This window comes from Streptomyces sp. LX-29 (genome assembly GCF_029541745.1).
Classification (GTDB): Bacteria; Actinomycetota; Actinomycetes; order Streptomycetales; family Streptomycetaceae; genus Streptomyces.
In genome coordinates this window covers 268,039-286,531 of sequence record NZ_CP089746.1, presented here as the reverse complement: position 1 = coordinate 286,531, position 18,493 = coordinate 268,039, and the positions used below count along the sequence as shown (strand labels likewise).

Annotated in this window: 14 protein-coding genes and 1 pseudogene; 6 read left to right on the top strand and 9 right to left on the bottom strand. The window is 72.8% G+C overall.

What is annotated here, in order from left to right; genetic code table 11:
• Positions 1-55 precede the first annotated feature (55 nt).
• On the top strand, positions 56-760 hold the full coding sequence (locus tag LRS74_RS01410) for a MerR family DNA-binding transcriptional regulator (protein ID WP_277739207.1): 705 nt from the start codon (positions 56-58) through the stop codon (positions 758-760).
• A gap of 269 nt (positions 761-1,029) precedes the next feature.
• On the opposite strand, the gene LRS74_RS01405 is transcribed toward LRS74_RS01410, so the two are convergent.
• From LRS74_RS01405 to LRS74_RS01390, 4 genes are all read right to left on the bottom strand, one after another.
• Positions 1,030-2,460: a M1 family metallopeptidase gene (locus LRS74_RS01405; RefSeq protein ID WP_277739206.1), complete on the bottom strand. Its 1,431-nt coding sequence runs from the start codon at positions 2,458-2,460 to the stop codon at positions 1,030-1,032.
• A 188-nt stretch (positions 2,461-2,648) separates the two neighbouring features.
• Positions 2,649-4,985 (bottom strand): TerD family protein, encoded by a 2,337-nt coding sequence (locus LRS74_RS01400; RefSeq protein WP_277739205.1) that lies wholly within the window; start codon positions 4,983-4,985, stop codon positions 2,649-2,651.
• Positions 4,986-5,315: 330 nt separating this feature from the next.
• A complete protein-coding gene (locus tag LRS74_RS01395; protein ID WP_277739204.1) occupies positions 5,316-7,997 on the bottom strand; it encodes a CHAT domain-containing protein in 2,682 nt (893 codons plus the stop codon).
• A gap of 183 nt (positions 7,998-8,180) precedes the next feature.
• On the bottom strand, positions 8,181-8,882 hold the full coding sequence (locus tag LRS74_RS01390) for a hypothetical protein (RefSeq protein WP_277739203.1): 702 nt from the start codon (positions 8,880-8,882) through the stop codon (positions 8,181-8,183).
• Between the two features lie 56 nt (positions 8,883-8,938).
• Here LRS74_RS01390 and LRS74_RS01385 point away from each other — a divergent pair, with 56 nt between their 5' ends.
• The 5 genes and pseudogenes from LRS74_RS01385 to LRS74_RS01365 form a co-directional block, all read left to right on the top strand.
• Positions 8,939-9,340 (top strand): hypothetical protein, encoded by a 402-nt coding sequence (locus LRS74_RS01385; protein WP_277739202.1) that lies wholly within the window; start codon positions 8,939-8,941, stop codon positions 9,338-9,340.
• Positions 9,337-9,993 (top strand): hypothetical protein, encoded by a 657-nt coding sequence (locus LRS74_RS01380; protein WP_277739201.1) that lies wholly within the window; start codon positions 9,337-9,339, stop codon positions 9,991-9,993. The genes LRS74_RS01385 and LRS74_RS01380 overlap by 4 nt, the downstream gene beginning before the upstream one ends.
• 213 nt (positions 9,994-10,206) lie before the next feature.
• Positions 10,207-10,806, top strand: coding sequence for a GNAT family N-acetyltransferase (locus LRS74_RS01375; protein WP_277739200.1), 600 nt, complete (start codon positions 10,207-10,209; stop codon positions 10,804-10,806).
• 404 nt (positions 10,807-11,210) lie between these two features.
• Positions 11,211-12,677, top strand: coding sequence for an ornithine decarboxylase (locus LRS74_RS01370; protein WP_277739199.1), 1,467 nt, complete (start codon positions 11,211-11,213; stop codon positions 12,675-12,677).
• A 337-nt stretch (positions 12,678-13,014) separates the two neighbouring features.
• Positions 13,015-13,299: pseudogene (locus LRS74_RS01365) on the top strand (catalase HPII); the annotation flags it as partial.
• Between the two features lie 142 nt (positions 13,300-13,441).
• On the opposite strand, the gene LRS74_RS01360 reads toward LRS74_RS01365, so the two are convergent.
• The 5 genes from LRS74_RS01360 to LRS74_RS01340 form a co-directional block, all read right to left on the bottom strand.
• Complete coding sequence (locus LRS74_RS01360) at positions 13,442-14,323, bottom strand: SDR family oxidoreductase (protein ID WP_277739198.1); 882 nt, start codon at positions 14,321-14,323, stop codon at positions 13,442-13,444.
• Complete coding sequence (locus tag LRS74_RS01355; RefSeq protein ID WP_277739197.1) at positions 14,320-15,975, bottom strand: NAD(P)/FAD-dependent oxidoreductase; 1,656 nt, start codon at positions 15,973-15,975, stop codon at positions 14,320-14,322. The genes LRS74_RS01360 and LRS74_RS01355 overlap by 4 nt, the downstream gene beginning before the upstream one ends.
• Before the next feature lie 22 nt (positions 15,976-15,997).
• Positions 15,998-16,495: an SRPBCC family protein gene (locus LRS74_RS01350; protein ID WP_277739196.1), complete on the bottom strand. Its 498-nt coding sequence runs from the start codon at positions 16,493-16,495 to the stop codon at positions 15,998-16,000.
• A 178-nt stretch (positions 16,496-16,673) separates the two neighbouring features.
• A complete protein-coding gene (locus LRS74_RS01345; protein ID WP_277739195.1) occupies positions 16,674-17,150 on the bottom strand; it encodes a hypothetical protein in 477 nt (158 codons plus the stop codon).
• 59 nt (positions 17,151-17,209) lie between these two features.
• Complete coding sequence (locus LRS74_RS01340) at positions 17,210-17,767, bottom strand: hypothetical protein (RefSeq protein ID WP_277739194.1); 558 nt, start codon at positions 17,765-17,767, stop codon at positions 17,210-17,212.
• Positions 17,768-18,493 lie beyond the last annotated feature (726 nt).

Here is an 18,493-nt window from a genome sequence, read left to right as displayed (position 1 = left end):
CTCGATGTAAACTTCGGCGGCATTTTCCGCCTGCAGACAAGGACAGAGCTTCAACATGCGGTTGCGGCCCATCGATCTGGCGCGTGAGCACGGCCTGTCCACGCAGGCGGTGCGCAACTACGAGGAGGCGGGGATTCTGCCGCCGGCCGAGCGCTCGCCACACGGTTACCGCGTCTACGCTCCGCGCCATGCGGCGGCCCTGCGGACCTTCCTGGCGTTGATACCCGCGCACGGCCACGCGACCGCGGGGGCGATCATGCGGGCCGTGAACGGCGGCGCGACCGAGGAGGCGCTGCGACTGATCGACGAGAGCCACGCGCAGCTGGCCGGGGACCGGAGCACGCTGGAGGCCGTGGAAGGGGCGCTGGGCGAACCGGGGTCGCCGCGCGACCTGGCGCCGTCACCTGAGGTGGGGCCGGGCGTGACGTTCATCGGGCCGCTGGCGCGCAGGCTCGGCATCCGGCCGGCGACGCTGCGGAAGTGGGAGCGAGCCGGGCTGATCGTGCCGCGGCGCGACCCGCACACCGGCTACCGCGTCTATACCACCGTGGACGTGCGTGACGTTCTGCTGGCGCACCAACTGCGGCGGGGCGGCCATGGGCTGGAGCAGATCGCGCGGGTGCTGGAGCAGGTCCGGACGGCGGGCGGACCGGAGCCGCTGCAGGCGACGTTGCGGGAGTGGCGCGGCCGGCTGACGGCGCGAGGTCTGGCGATGCTGGCCGGCGCGGCCGCGCTCGACACCTATCTGAAGACGCCATGAAGTCGCTATGAAGACGCCATGACGCCCGCCCGCCGGGCGGAACTCCTGCCGTGTCGGCCGACACTCGGCCGCGCGGTGGAGAGCGGGTGATCGGCCGACGGGCAGGGACGAGGGCGCGCCGCTCCGCGCCGCGGGGGCGGGCCCGTGTGAGAGACCGCGCGAACGGCCGGAGTCAGCACATCAGTGGGCAGACCTGGGGCATGCCCGGGTCCGTGTCACCGCCGCCACCCGTGGCGAGGGCGGTGACACGGGTGTGTCGGCGTCCGCCGTCACCCCTTCGGGGCCACCGCGGGCTTGCCCGAGGTGTGAACCCAGGTGCGGAACAGCTTGTCCAGGTCCTTGCCGGACTTGCGTTCGGCCAGGGCGGTGAACTGGGCGGTGGTGCCGTGTCCGTGGCGGTGCTGGGTGGCCCAGGCGCGCACGATCCGGAAGAACACCCGGTCGCCGACGGCCTTGCGCAGCTGGTGGAGCGCCATGGCGCCACGGGCGTAGACCGGGGTCTCGAAGATCTTCGCGCCGCTGCCGGGGGCACCGGGCGGGAAGGCCCACAGCTCGTCGCCGGCGGGGCGGGCGTACAGCTCGTCGAAGAACTTCTGGGCCCTCGGGCCGCCGTGCTGCTCGCTGTAGAGCCATTCGGCGTAGGTGGCGAAGCCCTCGTTGAGCCAGATGTCCTTCCAACTGGTCAGGGAGACCGAGTTGCCGAACCACTGGTGGGCGCTCTCGTGGACGAGGGTGCTCACATCCGGGGCCGAGGGGTAGATGGGCCGCGTCTGGGTCTCCAGCGCGTATCCGACGTCCGGCGCGTGGTCGACGATGGACCCCGCGGAACGGTAGGGGTAGCGCCCGAACAGCCCGCTTCCCCATTCCAGGACGGACGGCAGCTTCTTCAGCACGGGCGCGGCGGCCGCGGCCTCGCGGGGGTCGACGGCGTTGAAGATCTTGATGCCGTCGCGGGTGGTGTGCTGTTCGACCTTGAACTTGCCGACGGTGGCGGTGGCCAGGTAGGCGGCCATCGGCTCGGACTGGCGCCAGCGGAAGGTGCTGCGGCCGTGGGCGGTGCGCTTGCCGCGGTAGACGCCGTTGGCCACGGCGGTGTGTCCCTCGGGGACGGTGATGGTGAAGTCGTACGAGGACTTGTCCTTGGGGTGGTTGTTCGCCGGGAACCAGCCCATGGCGCCCTGCGGTTCCCCGACGACGAACGCCCCGTCGTCGGTGCGGAGCCACCCCTCCTTGGAGCCGTCCGGGTCGGTGACCGGCTTGGGGACGCCCCGGTAGGTGACGGCGACGCGGAACGTGTGGCCCTTGCGCAGTGCGGCGCGCGGGGTGACGACGAGTTCCTGGCCGTCGCGCCGGAAGCTCGCCTTGGTGTGGTCGACCGTGACGCCGGTGACCTTCAGCCCCTTCAGGTCGAGGTTGAAGTGGGCGAGCCGCTGGGTCGCGCGGGCGGTGAGGACCGCCTTGCCGTCGAGGTGGTGGCTGCGCGGCTCGTAACGGAGGTTCAGGTCGTAGTGGGCGACGTGGTAGCCGCCGTTGCCGGCGAGCGGGAAGTAGGGATCGCCGACACCGGCGGAGCCGGGCGTCGCGGCCGCCGTCGCCCCCGCGGTCGCCAGCAGCGCGGCGAGGGCGACGGGAACGGTCGCGACGACGGTGCCTCGTCTGAGAACGGTCGCGCGCGCGGCGGTGTGCTTCAGGGATATCACGTGCTCTCCTGTGGGGGGGGTTGATCATGAAACTCGCCCATCGTAGACCGGCCTTGCAACCCTCTCGGGCCTCTCCCGCGTCCTGGTCGCTCCGCGGCGCGCCGCGGAGCGAGGGAGTGGGCCGCGGAACCGCTCGGTCCGGCAGTCGCGGGAACAAGCGCCGGCCTGTCGCCGCGGGCCCCGGAAGGTCAGCCGTCGCGCTCCAGGGCCCAGGTGGTGCCCGTCCTGATCTGCAGGAAGCCCGGTGGGAGGTGGTACAGGCCGGGGGACGCCGCGAAGCGCCGGACCGGCTGCAGCCGGCCGTCGAGTTGCCAGACGACCACGAGGGCGGCACCGCCGCGCGGGTCGTGCGCCAGCAACTGGTCCGTCTCGGCTCCCGTGTAGCGGACGACGGAGTAGCCACGACCCGAGACCTTCCGGTCGAACGACGTGGCGCCGCTCAGCGGCTCCAGCCCGATCCGCCAGCCGGTCTCCGGCGTCGTGCGCACGCTGATCAGGCATTCACCGGCCTCGGTCACCCAGACCGGGCCGAGCACCGGGCGGCGGGCACCGGCCTGGGCGCAGATCGCCGTCCTGCCTGTGGGGTGCACGGTGTGCACCGTCAGCCAGTCGTCCCCGGAGGTGAGGCGCTGCAGAGTGAGCAGCGTGGGCGGACCGGCGTACCGGAAGACGGCCCTGCCGTGGCCCTCCGCGCGATCGGTGAACGGCGGGGCCTGGTCCAGCGAGAGCAGCCGCAGGGTCCAGTCGGCGACACCGGAAAGCCGTATCCGCAGCTCGGGCTCACCCTCGCGGAAGACGACGACACGGCCGCGGTCGCCGTCGTTACGGGCCTCCAGGAAGGGCTCCTTCTCGTCGTACTCGTCGAGGAGTTCCGCGTGGTACCCCCAGCCGTTGGTGGTCCGGATCTCGTATTCGAGCAGCGCGGCCCGGCCGGGGGCCGGATTGACGAGGGTCACCGTGGTGTCGCCGCGGCCCTGGTAGGTGCCGGTGGCCCGGGCGGTCACGGGGTCGGGGAGGGCCAGCGGGCGCACCCCGAGCGTCCAGGGACCCTCGGCGTCCAGGATCAGGATCATCGGCCCCTCGGTGAGCGGCGCGGTCTGACGCAGCGGGCCGATCTCGTTGACGAGGAGGTCGCGCTTGTCGTCATGCACGTTGCCGGGCGGGGCGGTGTAGATGGTGAAGCAGCCGCTCTCGTCCTCGTCGCCCGCGAAGTGCACATCGAGATCGGCGACGGGTCCGCTGTACGTGAGCACCTCGGGGCCGAACCCTTGAAGCGCGGTGCCCAGTTCACGGGCCGCGGACATGGGTTGGACGACGATGGTCCAGTCGTTGTCGCCCTCCACGTGCAGCCGCAGCGGACGGTCGCCGCGCTGCTCGACCGGGGCACGGCCGCGGAAGTCCGTGAGGGTGCTGTTGAACAGCAGCTCGTCGTCCTTGTTGCGCTGGTCCAGGGTGTGCACACAGAAGTAGCCGTCGCCCTGGTGCCAGGCCTCGACGAGCACCGGGCCCGCGGGCAGCGGCACATCGACGGTGAGGACGTCGTTGCCGCGACCACGGCGGACATACGCGGGGAACTCGGGGCCGAAGGAGACCGGCCGGGCGTCCTGGGGCGGGACGGGGTGCCGCGTCGCAGTCGTGCCCTGGGGCGGGACGGGGTGCTGGTGGTGTGGCGTCGCGGCCTGGGGTGGGGCGACGTGTTGCTGCGGCGTTGTGTGCTGGGGTGGGAGGGTGTGTCGCGGCGGTGCGTAGGGCGGTGGCGCGTAGTGCGGCTGCGGCGCCGTGTGCTGTGGTGGGGCGGCGTGTGCCGGTGGGGCGTACTGCGGGATCGTCTGCTGTGGTGGGGCAGTGTGTTGCTGTGGCGCCGTGTGCTGTGGCGGGGCGGCGTGTCCCGGCGGCGCGTACGGCGGAATCGCGAACCGCGGCACCGGCGGGGGCGCCCCCTGCGCACTGCCCGGCGCCCCGGTCGCCGAGTCCCGCGATCCGCCCTGCGGCGCCGCGTCGTCCACCACGATGCCGAAGTCCGTGGCGAGCCCGGCGAGTCCGGTGGCGTACCCCTGCCCCACCGCACGGAACCTCCAGGCGCCGTCGCGACGGTAGAACTCGCCCAGCACGAACGCCGTCTCGGTCGACGCGTCGAGCACCGCGTACGTCACGACCGGCGCCCCGGTCGCCACCGTCGACGCCTGGAGGGACAGGCCGGGCACCGATCCGAACGTGCCACCGTCGCAGGACCCGGTGATCAGCACCCGCCGCACGGCGGGCTCGATGCGGTCGAGGTCGAGCTGCAACCACTCGGCGAGCTGCCCGCCGCCCTCGGCGCCGCCCAGGTGTCGCACGGTGCCCGAGGGGTGCGACGGCTGGTTGTAGAAGACGAGATCGGCGTCGCCCCGCACCTTGCCGGCCGCGTCGAGCAGCAGGACGGAGGCATCCACCACAGGGGCGCCGGGCTGGGCGAGACGGCAGACCGCCACCCGGAGAGGCTCGTTCGGGACCAGCATGTTGGCGCCCTTGGAGATGTGCGTCATGGGGGCAATCGTGGCAGTACGAGTCCCCGTGAGTCGATGAGGAGTTCGATCGGTGCGGTCGCGACCGCGGGGCGGCGGGGCGGCCGTGCTCGTGCGGCCGGGCCCGCGGACCACCGTGCTCGTGCGGCCGTGCACGTGTGGCCGTGCTCCGACCGGGAGAACCCCGACGTGCCGAGTCCACGCCTCCCGGGTGATCTGCCTCACGTGCTGTCACAAACACCACAGACGCGGTGACTTGAGTGCGAGGCCCTGGAAAACGAAGGAGGGGACGAGTGTGGCGCCGGCCATCCGCGCCCGCCGCCGCGCCGCCGTCCCCGTCGGCCGTTCCGGTCACGGGCCGGCGTGCAGGAACGCCGCCCACCGCAGGGGGTCCGTCGGGTCCTGCGAGCGGTGTGCCGTCACCGCCTCATGCAGGGCGCGGGCGGCGCCGTCGGCGTTCGGTCGGCCGGCGCGGGTCAGCGCGGAGTAGAAGTCCGCGGCGACGTCCGGGGCGGAACCGTCCTGGATGCTCCACATGGTGGCGACGACATGACGGTATCCGGCGGACCGCAACGTCGAGGCCAGGTGCAGCACCTCGTCGGGGAGGTTGACCCCGCCGGCGGCCGTCTCGCACGCCGAGAGGTAGGCCAGTTCGGCCGAGGGCAGGCGCAGCCCCAGCAGTTCGGCAGCGGTGAGCCGACCGTCGTACAGGAGGAACGCGCTGAGAGCGGGGTCCATCAGGTCCTGCTCCGCGTGGCAGGCGAAGTGCGCCCAGGAATGCTCGTGCAGCCCTCGTCGTACGGCCTCACACGTCGCCTTCTCCCCGAGCAGATCACTGGCCGCCGTCGCCGCCGGAACGTGAGTACGGAGCCGGCCGCACTCGCGCTCCACCCCCGGCAGCGCGGAACGACCGGGAGTCTCGGGCATGCCGACGGTCAGCAGACCACGGAAGGCACCCCCGACCGCACCCTCCCGGGCGCGACGCAGCGCGGTGAGCGTCGAGGTGTACGAGCAGACGACACGGTCCGGGACGGACTCGCGCCCCTCCTGTCGCGCCGTGCGGTGGCGTGGATACCGGCCGGCGGCGTGCAGGGGCAGCAGCGCCAGCAGTCCGGTCGGGCACCACCACAGGCGGGGCAGCGGTGCGCCGTCCCGGCCGACGAACCCCAGCCGGTCGAGCACGGGCCGCGCCACGTGTTCCCACAACCACTCCAGCACATCGTGGACCGCGTGCCGGTCGCGCTCCCGACGGAGGAAGGACTGGTTCCCCCGGCGGCGGGCGATCAGCACGTTGAGGAACGTCTGGGCCTGCCGGGCGAGAGCGTCGGTCGTCACCCCGGGCAGCTCGACGACCTCGACGGGCTCCGCCGGACGGATCACCAGGGCGTGGCAGGCGATGTGACTCACATTGAGCACGACGACCGGCCCGCCGTCGGCCGCGGCGCTCAGCTCGGCGTACGGCACCGGCGCGAGGAAGTGCTCGAACCCCTCCAGCCGGCGGGCCTCGGCGAGCCCTTCGTCCCACTCCCGGCACAGCGCGGCCCGCTCCTGGGCCTGCCGTTCCCTGCCCAGCGGGGCCAGCGGGTGACCCTCGGCCCCCTCCGCCGCCTCGGTGCCCGGCGGCAGGTTCAGGGCGTCCAGGCGCTCGCGTGTCCGCAGCAGGCGGTCGGCCAGCACCGGGTCGCGCTCCGCGAGCCGGGACAGGTCGCCGCGGGTGTGCAGAAGCTGCTCCTGGATGATCGTCCGGCCCTGCTCCAGGATCTCCACCGCCCGCCGCGGCGCACCGGCCAGGATGTGGCAGGCGGCCGCGGTGGGGGCGAGCCCCGGCCAGTCGAGCAGGTGCTTCTCACGGGCCGTCCTGGGCAGCCCGTGCCAGGCCAGCCGCGGCAGCAGGAGGACCGCGCGCTCGTAGCCCTCGGCGGCGGACGTCATCTCGCCGAGAAAGGCGGCCACCGCACCCCAGGAGGTGGCGGACTCGATGCGGTCCGTGAACGTCGCGGTGGACAGAGCGGTGGCGTGCTGCCAGCACTCGATGGCTTCCTGGAGGTCGGAGGGGTCGCCGCGGTCGGCGTGGCGCCGCCGGAGCGCGTCGCCGAGCCACCGCCAGGACCGGGCCGCCAAGGCGTCCTCGCCCGGTAGGGACGCCGACCGTCGAGCCAGCGACACGGCGCGGTCGAGGTCCTCGGTGCCCGGGTCGGGGCGCTGGATGAGCCGCTCCGCGAGCATGGCGAGGTGCGCCCGGCGGGAGGGATGCGTGACGGGCGCGACGGCCAACGTCGACTCGAGGATCCGGATCGACTCTTCCAGGTCGTCCGGTGCCCCGGCGTGCCGGTAGCGGCCCAGCAAGCCGTAGGCGAGATCTCCCCTGTGGCGTACGTGATCGGGGTGGGACTCGGGACACGCCGCCACGGCCTGGCGCGCCAGGTCGATCACCCTGTCGAGTTCGACCGGATCGAACCTCTCGTGCAGCCGGGCGATCAGGACCCGGGCGAGGTGCGACAGCGCCGCGGCACGATCGGCGTCGGGCGCGGCCGGGGGACAGGCGGCGACCGCCCGCGTCGTCAGCTGGAGAGCACGGTCGAAGTCCGCCGTCTCGAACGTACGCTGGTACCGCTGGAGGAAGGCCATGCCGAGGTGTGTCAGGGCGATCCCCTCGGCTCCGCCCGACACGGCCTCCGTGCCGAGACGTACGGCCTCGTCGAGATCCTCCGGAGAGCCCAGTCGTTCGTAGCGCACCCGGTGCGAGATGAAGAGGTTCGTCAGGCGCCGCCTCCGCGGCTCTGGGGGGTCGGTCGACTCGGTCGCCGCCAGGGCGTGTCGCTCCAGCTCGATGGTGCGATCGAGGTCCGCGAGGTCGCCGGTTCTGGCGTGGCGGAAGAAGAGCGCCGTCGCGAGTTCCACCTGGGCGCGTGTGATCGTGTCCCCAGAGGCCGCGTCGAGCGCCCCGCGCAGCAACTCGACGGACAGGTCCAGGTAGGCGACCTCGTGTGCGCGGTCGTACCAGTCCCGCAGCTCCTCCGACAGGTGCGTCACGGCGCCGAGTGACTCCGCGGCCTCGAAATCCACCGATCCGACCGCGCCCCGCGCGAGATCGACAGCCTCGTGGAGTTCGGCACGGGAGCCCGTCAGCGATGCGTGACGACCCAGGACCGACGCCACCAGGGCCATCCGGCGCGGCCGAGCGGGAGAGCCGGCCGAGGTCGCCGCGACAGCGCGTCACCCCGCCGCCACCGCTCGCTCCAGATCCCGCCGCTCCCCGGTGATCTCGTGCCGCGCTCTCAACGCGTCGGCCAACTGGACGTATCTGCGGCCGAGTTCGGGGTGTCCTTCGGCCGTCGCGGCGATCGAGATCTCGCGCGTCTCGATCGCCTCGTCGAGGTCGTCCTGGTGCCCGGTGGCCTGGAAACGGAGCATGAGGGCCGCGGACAGTCGAGCCAGCGTCAGGCCGGGTATGTCATCCCCGTCTGTCGCCAGGTTCACCGCGCACCGGAGGAGGTGCACCGCTTGGTCCATGTGCCCGAGATCGCGGGTTCGCTCGAACTCCCCCCATGACCGCCGCGCTCGCTCGTCGGCTTCGGTGGCCAGCCTCCGGGCGGCGGCGAGGGTCTCGGCGAAGCCATCGGGCACGATGTCGGGAAACAGCCGCGCCCTGAAGATCGAGAGCCGTAAGGTGACGCCGTAGTCGGAGTAGGCGTTCTCGCCCGGCCTGGCGCGGTGCCGGGCCCGGTGGAACGCGGTGAGAGCGTCCAGCGCGGCCAGAGAGACGACCTGCCGCCCCGATCCGTCGTCGCGCAGCATCAGTTCGCGGAGTCGGCCGGCCTCGTCCAGGGCCGCGGCCTCGAACAAGGCGGCCGGATCGTCCTGTTCGTCGTATCGCGCCACACGATCACGAAGAGCGGTGACGAGGCGGTCGCGCACCGTGCCACTCTAGTGGCAGACCGACCCCCGCACAGCAGAGGAGAGCGACCGCGACCATGGCCGCACCGGACCACAACACCGCCGAACCGTGGGAACCCACCTCGGAGTTCACCTGGACCGACCGGGCCTACGACCTCCTGGAGCAGAACCTGCTGCACGCCCAGGTGGACGTCGTCGACGGCGTCCTGACCACCAAGGTGTGGGGCCGCTGCCCCCGCTGCGCGGGACAGCTCCATGATGTGCAGGTCCCGACAGCGGTCGGCGACTTCGCCGGAACCCGCGGGGGAGGAGGCTGGGGTAGCGCCGTGCCGGAGCCCCCCGTGGTGATCGTCGACGTCACCTGCGGCTGCGGTGTTCCCCACCTCGACGCGCCGGAGGGCACGACGGGGTGCGGCGTCACCTTCCGAGTGGAGCTGGTCGCCGAGGGAGCGCCGCCCTCGACTTCGGTGACGCCGTGACCCGTTACCGTCCACGCAGGCCGTCCAGTGGGCCCTCGACCTTCGACATCGCCGAGCGAGACGCCTTCGCCGCCCTGTCGGCAGGGTCCCTGGACGCCGTGCGGAGCAGTGCCGAGACCTGGCGCAACGGTCTCACCGCCTTCATCACCCTGGTCACCACCGGGGTGGTGATCAAAGGACGGGACACCACCAGCGCCCTGACGATCGGATGGCGAGCCGCGCTCACCCTGCTCATCGGCGGCGGTCTGCTCGCCGCCCTCGTCGGCCTGTGGCAGGCCTTGTCCGCCCAGGCCGGCACCCGCCCCCGAGCGACCACGCTGAACGCCGTGCACCGGCGCTACGGATCCGTCGCGGCCTACCAGGTCGCCCTGGCGATAGCCGCCGCCAGGCGGCTGCGCCGCGCGCAGTACCTGGTCGCGGTGGCCCTGTCGCTGCTGCTCGCGGGCATCGTCGTCACCTGGTGGGCGCCAGCCGACTCCGGCAAGAAGGAGGCGACCTACCTGAAGGTGAGCCACCCGGGCGGCCCCAGCTGCGGAACGCTGCGCTCGGCCGACGGCGGCGAACTCCGGCTGAAGAGCCCCGGCCGACACACCCCTGTGGTGATCGAGTTGAGCGCGGTCACCAACATGAAGATGGTCAAGACCTGCGGATAGACGGACCTTCGGGCGAGGGCGGCGGGGCGCGACAGCGGCGGGGTCGACAGGAGGCGGCCGGTGAGACGTCGCGGGCGATGGCCCGGCTCACCCCCGATCGTGAGCCTCGCACCCGGGCGGCGTCACACCGCGATGAGGGGGGCGTACCGAGGCCCCTGCCGGCGCGGCGGCAGATCGTTGACGAGGGGCCCTGGCGCGTCGTTCGTCGGACGGATGTGTGAGGATCTCCGGGTGAACGATCTACGCGTCCGTCCGGCCACCGAGTCCGATCTGGCCACCCTCGTCCGCCTTCGCGATGACGCGGCCCGTTGGATGCTGGCCTGCGGCGTCACCGGGCAGTGGCAGCCTGGAGAGTTGGGCGAGGACTACTTCCGGAAGGTCATGGGGCGAGGCGAGGTCTGGCTGGCGGAGGCCGACGGGCGCGTCACCGGCGCTTGGGAACTGTGGTGGGAGGACGAGGCCGCCTGGGGTCCGCAACCGCCCGTCGCCGGGTATGTGCACCGGCTCATGGTCGACCGGAGCACCGCCGCGCCCGGGACGGGGCGACTGCTGCTGGGCGCCGCGGAACGTCGAGTCGCCGCGGCGGGCCGGACACGGGTGCGGTTGGACTGCCTGGCCGGCAACGAGCGCCTCAACACCTATTACCGGCAAGCCGGTTACCGCGTCGTGGGTCACAAGGAAGGCAAGCCGCAGCCAGGCGGGGCGCCCAAGTCGTTCACGCTGATGGAGAAGGAGCTCCGGCAGGCGGGCGAGGGCGGGGACTCGGGAGGCATCGGCGCTGTCGGCGTCCCGCGACCGCGGCGCGCCGAGTGATCGGCAAGAGCCCGGCAGGCCCCACCGGAGAACCAGGTCGCACTGACGGCCGATCGAACACAGGTCCTTCGATGTGGCGTTCCCTGCGAGGGGTGCGGAGTGCGAGGCGAACGGAGTACACGGACTGCCCGGGGGAGACTGCGGCTTCGCCTCGACAAAAGTGTGTGCGGATCCCGGCCCTCGGCTGTCAGACCTGCCCTCGGCTGTCAGCGCTCCTCGTCCATGCCGATGGCCCGCTTCAGATCGTCCCGTGCCCTGCCCGAGGCCCCCACCCCGCCGGGCTCGGACGGACCGAGACACCCGCCGCCAGAGCGGCGGGCAACCCGCCCGGTCGGTGACGGGCCCTTACCCTTGTGGGCCACGCTTGGGTTTCCTCGGCCGTCTCACCGGGGAGCCGATCCTCCATGGACCAGTCTCACGCACCGGTGCTGGAGGCTCTCGTCGCCTACGCCCGCTCCGGTCAGACCCCGTTCACCCCACCCGGTCACAAGCAGGGGCGCGGCGCCGATCCCCGTGCGCGTGCCGTCCTCGGCGACGCGGTGTACACCAGTGACGTACTGGCGACCAGCGGTCTGGACGACCGCACCTCCTCGCACCATGTGCTGGAGAGGGCACAGGAGCTGATGGCTGACGCCGGCGGCGCCGAGCACACCTTCTTCTCGACCTGTGGAAGCTCACTGTCCGTCAAGGCGGCCATGCTCGCGGTCGCCGGGCCGCACGAGAAGCTTCTCCTCGGCCGTGACGCGCACAAGTCCGTCGTCTCGGGCCTGATCCTCTCGGGGGTGCGTCCCATCTGGGTGGATCCCGCCTGGGACCCGGACCTGCATCTGGCGCACCCACCGTCTCCGGACGCCTTCGAGGCGGCCTTCGCCGAGCATCCCGACGCCAGGGGAGCGCTGGTCACCAGCCCCACCCCCTACGGCACCTGCGCCGACCTGGTCGCGCTCGCCGAGCTCTGCCATCGTCGGGACCGGCCTTTGATCGTCGACGAGGCGTGGGGCGCTCATCTGCCGTTCCACCCCGACCTTCCGACCTGGGCCATGGACGCCGGAGCGGACGTCTGCGTCACCTCCGTGCACAAGATGGGTTCCGGGCTCGAGCAAAGCTCCGTCTTCCACCTCCAGGGGGACCGGATCACCGTGCCCATGCTCGCGGCCTGCGCCGACCTCCTCGGCACCACCAGCCCGTCCGTGCTCGTCTACGCCGCTCTCGACGGCTGGCGTCGGCAGATGGCCGAAGACGGCCGGCGGCTCTACGACGCGGCCCTCGACCTGGCCGGCACCGTGCGCGACCGCGTCGAGGAGATCGACGGGATGCATGTGCACGGCCGCGACGAGTTCTGCGCCCCCGGTCGCGCCGCCGACCTGGACCCGCTCCAGGTCATCATCGACATCTCCGCCCTGGGAGTCACCGGATACCGCGCCGCCGACTGGCTCCGCGAACGGCACCAGGTGAACCTGCACGTCTGCGATCACCGCCGGATCAGCGCCCAGCTCACCCACGCCGACTCCCCAGAGACCGCCGACACCCTGCTCAGCGCCCTGCGAGACCTCGCCCGCAACGCGCCACGGCTGCGCACCGGGGCGACGGTGGAGGTACCGGATCCGCCGCAGTTGCGTCTGGAGCAGGTCGCCCTGCCACGCGACGCCTTCTTCGGGCCCACCGAGCAGATCCCGGTGGCCGACGCGGCCGGCCGCGTCGCGGCCGAGATGCTGACCCCCTACCCGCCCGGCATTCCCGCGGCGCTTCCGGGTGAACGCCTCGACACGGCCGTCCTGCGGTACCTGCGCTCGGGCGTGGAGGCGGGCATGGTCGTCCCCGACGCCGCGGATCCCGAACTGGCCTCCGTCAAGGTGGTCTCCGAATCCTGAGACACCCCCGATCGGCAACCCTTCTCGCGCGATGACGGCCGTCGACGACCGATCCCCGCGGTGAACCCGCGCCCGACGGACGCGGACGCCACAGGTTCGCGGTCTCCGCGACCCCGCAGGCTGCCGGTCTCCGCGGCGCCACCGGTTCGCGCTCTCCGCTACGCCACAGAGTGGACACCGAGTCAGCGGGTAGGCGCGGCGGTGATACCCGGCGCCACCACCCGCCGTTCGCCCGAGGGGATCGTCCGATGGGCGGACGCCGCCGGCGGCCCCGTTTCGAGCCGTGCTCGGCCGGTCAAGGCTGTGGCGTCGCCGACCCAGGAGTGACGGAGGAACGATGGACAAGGCCCGCTCCCACCCCACGTCCGGCGACCTCCCGGGCCGCCCGGCCCCCGAGCCGCCGTCGGTGGACGAACCGACCCGGGCCCGCGGGCCGCTGCCACCCAAGCCCGACCAGCACGGGCCGGACACGGTCAGCCCCACCGGGCAGCCCACCGGTGTGGACCAGGCGAAGGTGGCCCAGGAAGGCCCCTACCTGACCTCGGCCCAGGGCGCCCGGCTGTACGACACGGACCACTCCCTCAAAGCCGGGCCTCGCGGGCCGGTGCTGCTGCAGGACCACCCCTTCCCCACCACCGTGTGCGGACGCTGCGGCAGACGCGCTGGACCCACACCATGGTGAAGAACCTGTCACCCCAGCTCCTGACGAGCGTGTAGGACACGGCCGCGGGCGCGAGCCACGCACGCGCTACGGCCACGGCCGGTCACGCCTCGCGGCGGGCCGCCTCGTCGGCCCTTCCTCCCCTTCCCAGCAGACCGGTGGCCGTGAGGTCGTCGTCGTCCGGGGCCCAGCGGCGCAGTTCGCGCCGGGCGCCGTGGGCCACGATGGCGGGCAGGGCCGGCCGCACCAGGTGCAGGCCGCGCAGCCACGGCTGGGCGTACACGGCGGGCGCGCGGCGTTCGATGCCGCGTACCAGGCGGTCCGCCACCCGCTGGACCGGATAGGTCCGGCCGGCCGGCCAGGGCATGCGGTCGTGCAGCAGCCTCAGGGCGGGCTCCCGATCGGCCGCCGCGATCATCTGCGTGTCCGTCCAGCCGAAGTACGCCACCCCGACCCCGACCCCGGTGGGCGCGAGTTCGGCCCTCAGAGCGTGGGCGAACGCCTCGACACCCGCCTTGGAGGCTCCGTACGCCGTCATCATCGGCGCGGGCGCGAAGGCCGCCAGGGAGGCGACCTGGAGGTAGTAGCCGCGGGTGGCCAGCAGCGACGGGAGGAAGACGCGGGCGGTCACCGCGCTGCCCACGAGGTTCACCTCCACCACCCGCGACCAGATCGCCGGGTCGCACCGCAGGAAGGGTCCGCCCGCCGCCACCCCGGCGTTCGCGACCACCACGGACACGGGACCGAAGCGCTCCCGCACCCGGTCGGCGACGTCGGCCATCGCGCGATCGGCGGTGACGTCGACGGGCCACGCGACGGCATCGGGCAGACCGGCGGCGACCCGTTCCAACTCGGCCTCCTCGTGCCCCAGCAGCGCCAGTCTCATCCCCCGCCCGGCAAGCGTCCGCGCCACGGCCTCTCCCACTCCGCGGGCGGCGCCCGTCACGACGGCGACCCGACCTCCGAGGACGGGATCCGACCTCATGCCCGACCGCCCGCACCGGACCTCGGGCGGCTTCGTCCCTCGATGGCGCCGCGGGCCGTCAGCACGCGCTGGACGCGGCTGAGGGGGAGAGGGTGGGGACGCCGACGCAGGGCGGCGCGGGCGGCGTTGGCGCCCGGGGCGCCGTGGACGCCCCCGCCGGGGTGGGCGCCGGCCGAGGCCAGGTAGAGGGCCTTGACCGGGGTCTCGGGGCGCCCGGCGCCGGGGATGGGGCGGAAGACGAGCTGTTGGTGGAGCGCGGAGGTGCCGCCGTTGATGGCTCCACCGTGCAGATTGGCGTCCATCGCCTCCAACGTGTACGGGGCGAGCACCCGGCGGGCTCGGACCAGTGAGCGGAAGCCGGGCGCGTACCGCTCCACCTGGTCCTCCAGCCGTTCGGCCATCAGGCGCCCCTGTTCCGGCAGTTCCCACTCCCCGGTGATGCCGCCCTCGCCGGCGTCGCCGCTGATCCGCTGCGGAAGGTGGGTGTAGGCCCAGGCGGACTCCGTGCCCCGCGGAGAGCGCGAGGCGTCCGCGGTGGTCATCTGGCCGAACACCGCGAAGGGTTCCTCGGGCACCTGCCCCATGGCGAGCTGCGCGGCGAACCGGGTGAGGCCGTCGACCCCGTCGGAGAGGTGGACGGTACCGGCGTCCCTCGCCTCCGGGGCGGTCCAGGGGACCGGGCCGGACAGCGCCCAGTCGACTTTGAAGGTGGCGAAGTCCCAGTGGAACCTGCGCAGATCCCGCAGCACCTGTCCCGGCAGGTGGCCGGCCGCGACGAGCCGGCCGTACAGCGTGGGAGCCGACACCGCCGCCAGCACCGCCCGGCGCGCCGGGACGGTCTCGCCGTCCGCCGTCCGCACCGCCACGGCACGACCGGAGCGCACCACGACCTCGGTCACCGGCTGCCCGCAGCGCAGCACGCCGCCGCGTCGCTCCAGGCGCCGCACCAGCGCCGCCGTGAGCTCCTGCGCGCCGCCCAGCGGGACGGGGAAGCCGCCGCGCTGGCCGAGCATGGCCATCAGCCAGCCGAAGCCGCCGCTGCCCGCCGCCTCCGGGGCGAGGTCGGAGTGCAGGGCGTTGCCGGCCAGCAGCAGCCGCCCGGCGACGCCGGCGAACTCCTCCTCACCGAGGCGCCGTACCGGCAGCGTCAGCATCCGAGCCAGCCGCAGTCCACCCGCCGCCCGGAGCCTCACGGCCAGCCCGGCCGCCGCCCGCACCGGGGGGAACGGGGTGAAGAGCGCACCCATGAGGTCCTCGCCCACCCGGTCCCACACCGCGCACAGCCGCTCCCAGGCTTCGCCGTCCCCGACGGCGAAGCCGTCCAGGCCGGCCGCGGTGTCCCGCACGTCGTGCTCCAACACCGCACAGCGGCCGTCCGGCAGCGGGTGGGCGAGCACGCGCGGCGCGTGACTCCACCGCAGGCCCTCCGCCTCCAGATCGAGCGCGGCGAGGACGGGCGAGGCCGCGGCGAGCGGGTAGAAGGAGCTGAAGACGTCGCTGACGTAGTCGGGGTGGACGCCACGGTCGCTGCGCACCGCCCCACCCGGTTCCGGCTGGGCCTCCAGCACCTCCACGCTCCAGCCGGCATCCGCCAACACGTTGGCCGCCACCAGCCCGTTGGGGCCGGCTCCTATCACCACGGCGTCCGGCATGGCTCACTCCCGTCCTGGGACGTCAGGGACTCGACGGTGTGCGCCCGTCCCGGCCCGCGCGACCGTCCGGGCCCTCCCGGCCCCCCGGCCCCGTGGACTCCACCACCTCGGCGAACCTGGCGAGCATGGAGCGGTGGCGCAGTTGCAGCACGGCGTCCAACGCCACGTTGTGCAGGCGGCCGCCGGTGCCGCGCAGCGGGTGCTCGTCGAGGATCACCAGGGTCTCGTCACCCCATGAGCGGATCTCCATGGCGATGCGGGCCGTGCCCAACCATCCGCTGACCGCCTCCAGTTCGAGTGCCCGCACCGGCTCGCAGCGCCGGACGATCGTCTCACCCGTCAGCGTCCACGGGCCCAGGGCGACGACGTACTCGATGCGGGAGCCGAGCCGCGGCCACTCCTCGTCCACCTGGGAGGACTGCGACGGTCCGATGACCCAGTCGCCGTAGCGCGAGCCGTCCGCCAGCACCGCCCACACCTGTGCGGGGCTCCTGTGAACCAGCCGATGACGTATGGCCATGCGTGCTCCCCGCCGCTGAGGGAGGGTGGTGTTTCGGAAGGCACACCCGCCCTTCCCCTGTCAGCTTAGGTCCGGCGACGGGGTTCGGCCTGCGCGGCGGGCGCTCCGCGGACGCAGGCCGCCGACCACGTCCTTCGGAGGTCCCGGAGAAGGGACCCACGGCCACGGTCGCGGTGCGTCATGGCACCGTGAGCAGGCGGTTGAAGAACGAGCGGTAGTGCCGCAGCGCCATCCGCAGGTCCTCGGTGTTCACCTCCTCACCCTGGGTCCACTGGCCTTCCAGATCCTTCTTGTGCTGGGAGAAGGTCGCGGCCAGCCTCTGGATGACCTCCGCGACGAGAGCGTCGGCGGCGTGTACCGAGTCACGCGGGTCGTCGACGAACCGGGCCTGGATGTCCTGCCACCGTGAGCGGAAGGACTCCTCGTCCTCGGGCGTGAGCAGCCGCGGTGACTCCTCCTCGGGTGGCTTGTCCTCCTCGCGGAGCTCGGCTCCGGGGGATTCCGCCTCGGTCGTCTGCCCGGCGCCGTAGTCGGGCACCGTCGGCGTCTCCTCCCGCGTCTCCGGTGCCGCGTCGGCATCGCGGCGGGAGGGTTCGGCCAGGTCCTCGGTCGACAGTCCGCCCTCGCTGGTTTCGGGTATGTCGTCGCGTCGCATGTTTCCTCCGTCCGCCATGGAGGGAGGCGTCGACGCCTCCCGGCTGTCGGTGTCGGTGTTCAGGCGGGGGCGTGTCGAGTCTGGCCCCCGTTGGAGAGCAACTCGTTGAACAGGGCGCGGTAGTGGACCATGGCGCCGCGCAACTGCTCGGTGCTGGCCTTGTGGCGCATCCCCAGTTCGTTGACCTCGTGGGCGGCACGGTAGTGCTCCAGGGTGCGGCCGTGTTCGACCGACAGGTCCTCGAGTCGCTGGGTGAAGTTCTCGGTGGGGTAGCCGCGCTCGTGCATCAGAGCGGCGACGAGGATGTCGGCGTCGTGTACGGCGCCCTCCGGGTGGTCCACGAAGTCGTTCTGCACGTCGCGCCATTGGCGTGCGTAGCGGTTGCGTGCGTCGTCGGGCAAGGGCTTGATGTCCAGTTCGTCATGGCGCTTCTCGCGTGCGCTCAGCTTCCGCTCCGCCGCGAGTCGGCTGTCGGAGCCCTCGACCGTCCGTTCGTACTCCGGGCCGAACCGCTCGCGCAGACGCCGTCGGCGAACGGCGAGGTAGATCCCGACGGCGATCAGGGCGAGGATCACGACCGCGGCGATGATGATGGCAAGGAGTGTCCCCGTTGACATCAGACCGACCCCTCTCTCGATTCTCTCGAATACGCTGTGATGTCGGAATGGGCTGCCTGCCGGATATCACCTGCTCGTCCTCGACGGTTCTCTCCCGCTGTGCGGGGGTGTCGACGGTGTCGGCGTGAGCCGCTGTGAGGGCCTCCGCCGAACGAGCCCGACTCCGGCTCTTGGCGTCGACTACCCCTGTTGTTTTCGGTTATGCCCGTTTTTCCCCTCTAAGGGGAATCTACCTCGTGACGCGGCGGTGTTCTCTGTTGCGTGCCCACGAGTAACTTCACCTGAAGGTTCAACTTCCGAGCCCTCCGGTGGTCCGGTGGCGGACCGCCGGAGGCCCGGGGCGGGCGGACCGGTGACCGTCCCGGATCGGTCTCGGTCGACGCGTGGGGACGTCCGCGAGGTCCGGGCAGGGCCGATGTCTGACGGGGCGTCGCCGGCCGGTCGGTCGGCGGGCCGTCCTGGAGCCCCGGCCCCCACCGGCGCGGCGCCTACGAGTCCCCGAGTGGCGGGTCGCCCGCGCCGGCCGCATAGTGGTGGGGGCTCCGCGCGCGCGGAGCCAGGCACGAACGGGTTCGACCCCTCAAGGCTTCCCGACGACCACTTCCGACGGCTCGCCCCGGCGCGCACGTCGCGGGTCCGCGAGCGTCGGGAACCGCCGCCGAGCCTTCCCCGGCCGGAGCGCGTACGACTCGGTACCCGACCGGATGTCCGGCACATGCGAGCCCG

Bases quoted from the DNA above. Each gene is read 5' to 3' on its own strand.
- LRS74_RS01410 (WP_277739207.1), top strand. From the start codon at position 56: ATGCGGTTGCGGCCCATCGATCTGGCGCGTGAGCACGGCCTGTCCACG.
- LRS74_RS01400 (WP_277739205.1), bottom strand. From the start codon at position 4,985: ATGACGCACATCTCCAAGGGCGCCAACATGCTGGTCCCGAACGAGCCT.
- LRS74_RS01385 (WP_277739202.1), top strand. From the start codon at position 8,939: ATGGCCGCACCGGACCACAACACCGCCGAACCGTGGGAACCCACCTCG.
- LRS74_RS01375 (WP_277739200.1), top strand. From the start codon at position 10,207: ATGTGTGAGGATCTCCGGGTGAACGATCTACGCGTCCGTCCGGCCACC.
- LRS74_RS01370 (WP_277739199.1), top strand. From the start codon at position 11,211: ATGGACCAGTCTCACGCACCGGTGCTGGAGGCTCTCGTCGCCTACGCC.
- LRS74_RS01360 (WP_277739198.1), bottom strand. From the start codon at position 14,323: ATGAGGTCGGATCCCGTCCTCGGAGGTCGGGTCGCCGTCGTGACGGGC.
- LRS74_RS01355 (WP_277739197.1), bottom strand. From the start codon at position 15,975: ATGCCGGACGCCGTGGTGATAGGAGCCGGCCCCAACGGGCTGGTGGCG.
- LRS74_RS01350 (WP_277739196.1), bottom strand. From the start codon at position 16,495: ATGGCCATACGTCATCGGCTGGTTCACAGGAGCCCCGCACAGGTGTGG.
- LRS74_RS01345 (WP_277739195.1), bottom strand. From the start codon at position 17,150: ATGCGACGCGACGACATACCCGAAACCAGCGAGGGCGGACTGTCGACC.
- LRS74_RS01340 (WP_277739194.1), bottom strand. From the start codon at position 17,767: ATGTCAACGGGGACACTCCTTGCCATCATCATCGCCGCGGTCGTGATC.